This is a genomic window from Nocardia carnea, assembly GCF_029868325.1.
Classification (GTDB): domain Bacteria; phylum Actinomycetota; class Actinomycetes; order Mycobacteriales; family Mycobacteriaceae; genus Nocardia; species Nocardia carnea_C.
Window position 1 is genome coordinate 1 of record NZ_JARWNW010000081.1, and the last position, 6,406, is coordinate 6,406.

The window sequence follows — 6,406 nt, forward strand, 5'->3', positions numbered from 1 at the left end:
GTATCCTGCTCGGCGTCATGGGCGGCGGCTCCGGCCGGCCGGCCCCCGCCGGGGGCCCCACCCGCGGCCCGCCCCGGGGGGCCGCGCCCGCCCGGTGGGGGGGGCACCCCCCCCCCCCCCCCCCCCCCCCCGGGGGCGGCCCCCGGGCCCTTGTCAGCTGGTGATCGGCAGGTACACGCGGTTCCCGGATTCGGCGAATTCGGCGGATTTCTCGGCCATCCCCGCCTCGATGGCCGCTATATCGGTCAGATTGTTCCGCTCCGCATACTCGCGGACATCCGCCGAAATACGCATCGAGCAGAACTTCGGACCGCACATCGAGCAGAAATGCGCGGTTTTCGCCGGCTCCGCGGGCAACGTCTCGTCGTGGTACTCGCGGGCCGTATCGGGATCCAGTGACAATGCGAACTGGTCGCGCCACCGGAATTCGAAACGGGCCTTGGACAGTTCGTCGTCCCGTCGCTGCGCGTGCGGATGCCCCTTGGCGAGATCGGCGGAATGCGCGGCGATCTTGTAGGTGATGACGCCGGTCTTCACATCGTCACGGTTCGGCAGGCCCAGATGTTCCTTGGGCGTGACATAACACAGCATCGCCGTCCCGGCCTGCGCGATCATCGCGGCACCGATGGCCGAGGTGATGTGGTCGTAGGCGGGCGCGATATCGGTGGCCAGCGGGCCGAGCGTGTAGAAGGGGGCCTCCTCGCACAGCTCTTCTTCCAGCCGGACGTTCTCCACGATCTTGTGCATCGGCACATGACCCGGTCCTTCGATCATCACCTGCACACCATGCGATTTCGCGACCTTGGTCAGCTCACCGAGCGTGCGGAGTTCGGCGAACTGCGCCTCGTCGTTCGCATCGGCGATGGAACCGGGCCGCAAGCCGTCGCCGAGGGAGAACGTCACGTCGTAACGCGCCAGGATTTCGCACAGTTCCTCGAAATGCGTGTACAGGAACGATTCTCGGTGATGGGCCAGGCACCACGCGGCCATGATCGACCCGCCGCGCGAGACGATCCCGGTGACCCGTCTCGCGGTGAGCGGCACGTACCGCAACAGCACACCGGCGTGCACGGTCATATAGTCGACGCCCTGCTCGCACTGCTCGATCACGGTATCGCGGTAGAGTTCCCAGGTGAGCGCGGCCGGATCGCCGTGGCATTTCTCCAGCGCCTGGTAGATCGGCACCGTCCCCACCGGGACCGGTGAGTTCCGCAGAATCCATTCGCGGGTTTCGTGAATGTTCTTACCGGTGGACAGATCCATGATGGTGTCGGCGCCCCAGCGGGTGGCCCACACCATTTTCTCGACCTCTTCGGCGATCGACGACGACACCGCGGAATTACCGATATTGGCATTGATCTTCACCAGGAATTTCTTGCCGATAACGGTCGGTTCGAGCTCCGGATGCCGGTGATTGGCCGGAATCACCGCGCGTCCGGCGGCGACCTCCGCACGCACCACCTCCGCCTCGACGCCCTCACGCGCGGCGATGAATCGCATCTCGTCGGTGACGACCCCGGCCCGGGCCCACCCCAACTGGGTGCGCGGGCCCGGAACATCCGGTTTCGCCCAGGTGTCGCGCAGCTTCGGTAGTCCGGCCTCGAGATCGATGGTCGCCGAAGTATCGGTGTACGGCCCCGAAGTGTCGTACACATCGAAATGCTCACCGTTTGTCAGCGCGATCCGGCGGACCGGTATCCGCAGACCGTCCACGTCCCGGTAGTGCTTGACGCTGCCCTCGATCGGACCCGTGGTCACGGAATCGACAGATGTAACCGTCATTTTTACTCCCTACGCCGGCATTACCCGGTCAGGTTCATACGGTCGACAGCCCTGAACGCCCGGATGGGCTAGCCGTCCTCTCAGCCCGCTGGTGCGAGCCCCCGTGGGTGTGTAGTTTTCCGCCGCCGACCCTACTGGATTCATGGCGTCGCTGTATTGATGGCGTCGCTGTATTGATGGCGTCGCCTCCGGCGCCGCGGGGTCGGGGCCCTTTTGGCCCGGTCCCCGACCGGCCGTGGCGGACTCTTTCGCCCGGGTGTTCGGTGCGGGTTCTGGCGGCTGCGGGCGATAGGGTCGAACGGTGACGCTCTCGCATGGATCGCTGATGACCGTGGACGAGTTCGAAGAACTCGACGCCGCGGCTCAGCGCATATCCGAGGGACTGCGGCTGGAATACCTCAACGGCCTGCTCGCGGCGAAGGCGCGACCGGACGCGAACCACAGCCGGGTCATCCAGTGGCTGGCCCGGTTCCTCGTACCACGCAGGTCGGAACTGTGGCTTTTCGCCGACCGCGGCCTGCGGGCCGGTCGCGGCGGGGGCAGCCGGGTCCGCCCGGACGCGATTCTCGCGCCCGCCTCGGCGTTCGCCGGGGAAGGCGAATGGTCGGATCCGCAACCGGTGCTGATGACCATCGAGGTCACCTCACGGGCGCAGCACACCGAACTGCGGGACCGCCTGGACAAGCCTTTCCTGTACGCCGCGACCGGTATCCCGCTCTACCTGCTCATCGATCGTGGTTCCGCGGAGGTCAATATCCTCAGCGAACCCGACGACGGGCGTTACGCCTCCCGGGTAACCCTCCCGTTCGGCAGCGATATCGAAATCCCCGAGCCACTGAACGTCATCCTCGCCACCGACGCCCTACTCGACTGGACCTGACCCGCCCGACTGCTCGCGTCGAATATCGAACTCCGCGATCACCGGCGCGTGATCACTCGCGCCCTTGCCCTTGCGTTCCTCCCGGTCCACTCCCGCGTCCACCACGGTTGCCGACAGAGCCGGGGAGGCGAGGACGAAATCGATACGCATACCTTCTTTACGAGGAAAACGCAGCTGCGTGTAATCCCAGTAGGTGTACACCCCGGGCCCGGGGGCGAAGGGCCGCATCACATCGGTGAAACCGGTCGCGGTGATGGCCGTGAACGCATCCCGTTCCGGTTGGGAGGTATGGGTTTTACCGCTGAAGAACTCGGTGGACCACACATCGTCGTCGGTGGGTGCGATATTCCAGTCGCCGACGAGGGCGGTCCGGGTTCCCGGGTTCTCGGCGAGCCAGCGGGCGGCGTTGTCGCGCAGGGCGGCGAGCCAGGCGAGTTTGTACTCGTAATGCGGATCGTTCAGAGCGCGGCCGTTGGGCACATAGAGGCTCCATACCCGGACACCACCGCAGGTGGCCCCGAGCGCACGTGCCTCGACCGTGGGCGTGCTGATCAGCGCGTCCGCGGCATCCCGGTCGAATCCGGGCTGCTCCGGGAAGCCGATCTCCACATCCTCCAGCCCGACCCGCGACGCGATCGCCACCCCGTTCCACTGGTTGAGCCCCACATGCGCGACCTCGTAACCGGCCTCGGTGAACCGTTCGAACGGGAACTGGTCGTCGCGGCATTTGGTTTCCTGTAATGCCACGACATCGATGTCCTGGCGATCCAGCCAGGCCAGCACGCGATCCTGCCGGGAGCGGATCGAATTGACATTCCAGGTGGCCAGTCGCAACTGAATTCCCGTCTGTGTTGAGATGTGCCGCGGCTACGGCGCCGGTACGGAACCGCCGGGCACGGCGTAGCGGTAGCTGTGATGGTCGAGGAAACCCAGCTCGCCGAAAAGTTCCAGGGCCTCCACATTACCGGCCTCGACCTGCACGTACGCGTGCGTTGCGCCACGGTCGCGGCCCCAGCGCAGCAGTTCTCCGCAGACCAGTGCGGCCAGTCCGTGGCGGCGGTGCGCGGCCAGTACGGCCACACAGGACAGCCCGACCCAGTGCCGGCCGTCCGAGGCGGTGGTGAGGGCGCCGCGGGCGATCGCGATGGGGCCGGGCAGGCCCAGCGACGCGAATCCCAGTTGTCCTTCGTGCACCGCGCACAGCACCTCCGGCAGAGGGACGGTGGCGGTGTGACCGCTGGGTTCGTTGCCGCGGTGGCGGTGGATCTCGAGCCAGGCGATATCGGGTTCGGTGGCGATCCGGACCATGGACGGACCCTGGGGGAGGACGAAATTCTCCAGATCTATGCCCAGTACCTGGGTTTCGCCCCAGCTGTTCCAGCCCGGCGGGACGGTCGCCAGCCGGTCCGGGAGCGCGAGTTGCAGCGGTAGCCCCTTGGCCGCGTACCAGGCGCCGATGCGGTGCAGCGTTTCCGCGTCGACCCGCGCCGGACCGTTCGAATCCCCGATGGGGACAGCGGAATTGGCGCGGCGGGTATAGCCGTGTCCGGCGCGCAGCAGCCAGCCGTCCATCCAGGCGTACTCGGTGCCCGGCCAGCCGTAGGCCGCCGCGGATTCCAGCGCGCGGATCTCGGAGCTGCGGATCGGCCTGGGGCCCAGCGTTTTCAACGCGACCACCCGGGCGGCCGGAATCAGCACCGGATGGCCGTCGGCGCCCATGACCGTGAGCGGGTTGGTCGAAACCACCTCGCCGATCACATCGGTCAGCGGCGGTTCGCTGCCCTCCGGTAGCCGGTACCGGACAACGACCCGCTCACCGACCGGGATATCCGGTTCGGCCGGGTGCTGTCCGGGTTGCGGCGGTTCAGTCGTCATATCCGAACGGATCCGGATCGGTACCGGGTAGCCAGCTCAGGCCGGGGACTCCCCAGCCGTTGCGTTTCACCGATTTCTTCGCCGCCCGCGCGTGCCGGCCGATGAGCACATCGATGTAGAGGTGGCCGTCCAGATGCCCGACCTCGTGCTGCAGCATCCGGGCGAAGAAACCCGTGCCCTCGATCTCGATCGGTTCGCCGTGTTCGTCGGTGCCGGTGACCTTGGCCCAGTCGGCGCGGCCGGTGGGGAACTGTTCGCCGGGTACGGACAGGCAGCCCTCCTCGTCGTCATCGGGGTCGGGCATGGTCTCCGGGATCGCCGAGGTTTCCAGTACGGGGTTGATCACGGCCCCGCGGCGTCGTGCCACCGTGCCGTCCGCCGCCGGGTCGGGGCAGTCGTAGACGAAGAGCCGCTTGGACACTCCGACCTGGTTGGCGGCCAGGCCCACGCCGTTGGCGGCGTCCAGCGTTTCGTACATATCGGCGATCAGCCCGGCCAGTTCGGCCGGCGTTTCGGTGACCGGCTCGGTCGGGCGATGCAGTACGGGATCACCGACGATCACGATGGGCAGGATTGACATGGTTACGAGCTTATGGGGACGTGTGCCGCGGCCGGAAAAGGGCCTGTCCGTGGCCGACGCGGGTGCGATGGCGGCCGAAGCTCCGGTCGATGCCACGATTTCTGGTACTGGTGTACCGGACACGCCCGGGCGGACTCGGCAGCGGCCGACCGGGTGTCATGGTTGAATATCGCAAGGCAGTAACACGGTGACGCGTTCGGTCACGATTCGATCGCATCCGGTGGTAACTCGGCGAGGAGCAAGATGGACGGCGCAGCAGCGCGGGAGCTTTCCGCAATCCAGGGCAGTCCTCCGGCCAATACGAATACATTCCCCGAACCGGCCCATGATCCCGAGAGCGGCCTGAGCCGCCGCGAACACGAGATCCTGGCCTTCGAGCGGCAGTGGTGGAAATACGCGGGCGCCAAAGAGGAGGCGATCCGCGAACTCTTCGCGCTTTCGCCCACCCGCTACTACCAGGTCCTCAACACCCTCATCGACCGGCCCGAGGCCCTGGCCGCCGACCCCATGCTGGTGAAACGCCTGCGCCGGCTACGCGCCGGCCGCCAGAAATCCCGGGCCGCCCGCCGCCTCGGCTTCCAGGTGTAAACCCCACTCACGCACCTGTGTGCTGTTCGCGAGGCGCCGAACCCGCGCGCCGGAAGCGCGCGATCGCCGCCTCCCGCTAGGCTCGGGCGGGTGAGCAATTCGAACCCTGGCTCCGGTGGTCCGCCGCTGCGTGCGACCGCAATGGTTCTGATCGCCCTGGCGATCGTTTTCGCCGGTCTGGGCGCGATGTCGCTGTCGAGTGCGGATTCCGACACCAGTGACAACGCCGAGGGTGCCGGCACCACGTCGGCCTCCGCCGCGCCGACCACCCCGCGTGCCACGACCACCGCGGCAGCGCCCACCACAGCCGCCGTCGGCGCACCCTCCGCGGGCGCCACCACCAGTGCCGGCGCGACCACAACACCGGGTGCGACCACCACGTCCCCCGCCGGTGCGGTCGACCGCGCCACCCCGGTCCGCGTGCTCAACAACAGCCTGGTCGCCGGTCTGGCCGCCACCACGGCCGACGAACTGGCGGCCCGCGGCTGGACCAACACCTCGACCGGTAACTACGCCGCCGACACCCTCGCGGCCACCACGGTCTACTACGGTTCCGCCCCGGCCGATGAGGCCGCCGCGGCCGCAGTCGCCGCCGATCTCGGTGCCACCACCGCACCCAAGCCGCCCGGTCTGGAGCCGATCACCCTGCTCACCGCGATCGCCGCGGCCACCAGCCGGATCGGGCTGATCGCGACGGCGTC

General features: G+C 67.7%; 7 protein-coding genes. 3 read left to right on the forward strand and 4 right to left on the reverse strand.

All coding sequences use genetic code 11. From position 1 onward, the window contains the following. Window positions 1-153 precede the first annotated feature (153 nt). Window positions 154-1,782: a phosphomethylpyrimidine synthase ThiC gene (gene thiC, locus QH196_RS04525; protein ID WP_280414472.1), complete on the reverse strand. Its 1,629-nt coding sequence runs from the start codon at window positions 1,780-1,782 to the stop codon at window positions 154-156. 301 nt (window positions 1,783-2,083) lie between these two features. Here thiC and QH196_RS04530 point away from each other — a divergent pair, with 301 nt between their 5' ends. After that, complete coding sequence (locus QH196_RS04530) at window positions 2,084-2,662, forward strand: Uma2 family endonuclease (protein WP_280414473.1); 579 nt, start codon at window positions 2,084-2,086, stop codon at window positions 2,660-2,662. On the opposite strand, the gene QH196_RS04535 is transcribed toward QH196_RS04530, so the two are convergent. Genes QH196_RS04535 through QH196_RS04545 form a run of 3 tightly spaced genes read right to left on the reverse strand, consistent with a single transcriptional unit; the run spans window position 2,645 to window position 5,117 of the window. Continuing rightward, the gene (locus tag QH196_RS04535) at window positions 2,645-3,496 is read right to left on the reverse strand and encodes an exodeoxyribonuclease III (protein ID WP_280414474.1); all 852 of its coding nucleotides are present in this window, start codon (window positions 3,494-3,496) and stop codon (window positions 2,645-2,647) included. The two genes, QH196_RS04530 and QH196_RS04535, sit on opposite strands and share 18 nt — an antisense overlap. A gap of 33 nt (window positions 3,497-3,529) precedes the next feature. After that, the gene (locus tag QH196_RS04540; RefSeq protein WP_280414475.1) at window positions 3,530-4,537 is read right to left on the reverse strand and encodes an N-acetylglutamate synthase, CG3035 family; all 1,008 of its coding nucleotides are present in this window, start codon (window positions 4,535-4,537) and stop codon (window positions 3,530-3,532) included. Then, a complete protein-coding gene (locus QH196_RS04545) occupies window positions 4,527-5,117 on the reverse strand; it encodes a peptide deformylase (protein ID WP_280414476.1) in 591 nt (196 codons plus the stop codon). Before QH196_RS04545 ends, QH196_RS04540 begins: the two co-directional genes overlap by 11 nt. A 243-nt stretch (window positions 5,118-5,360) precedes the next feature. On the opposite strand from QH196_RS04545, the gene QH196_RS04550 reads away from it, so the two are divergent. Together QH196_RS04550 and QH196_RS04555 are read left to right on the forward strand one after the other, a co-directional pair. Further along, window positions 5,361-5,705, forward strand: coding sequence for a DUF3263 domain-containing protein (locus tag QH196_RS04550; RefSeq protein ID WP_280414477.1), 345 nt, complete (start codon window positions 5,361-5,363; stop codon window positions 5,703-5,705). A 90-nt stretch (window positions 5,706-5,795) separates the two neighbouring features. Further along, on the forward strand, window positions 5,796-6,406 hold a 611-nt coding region (locus QH196_RS04555; protein WP_280414478.1), incomplete at its 3' end, for a LytR C-terminal domain-containing protein.

What these genes read in the sequence shown, in the direction of transcription:
- thiC (WP_280414472.1), bottom strand. Translation starts at nt 1,782, where the DNA reads ATGACGGTTACATCTGTCGATTCCGTGACCACGGGTCCGATCGAGGGC.
- QH196_RS04540 (WP_280414475.1), bottom strand. Translation starts at nt 4,537, where the DNA reads ATGACGACTGAACCGCCGCAACCCGGACAGCACCCGGCCGAACCGGAT.
- QH196_RS04545 (WP_280414476.1), bottom strand. Translation starts at nt 5,117, where the DNA reads ATGTCAATCCTGCCCATCGTGATCGTCGGTGATCCCGTACTGCATCGC.
- QH196_RS04550 (WP_280414477.1), top strand. Translation starts at nt 5,361, where the DNA reads ATGGACGGCGCAGCAGCGCGGGAGCTTTCCGCAATCCAGGGCAGTCCT.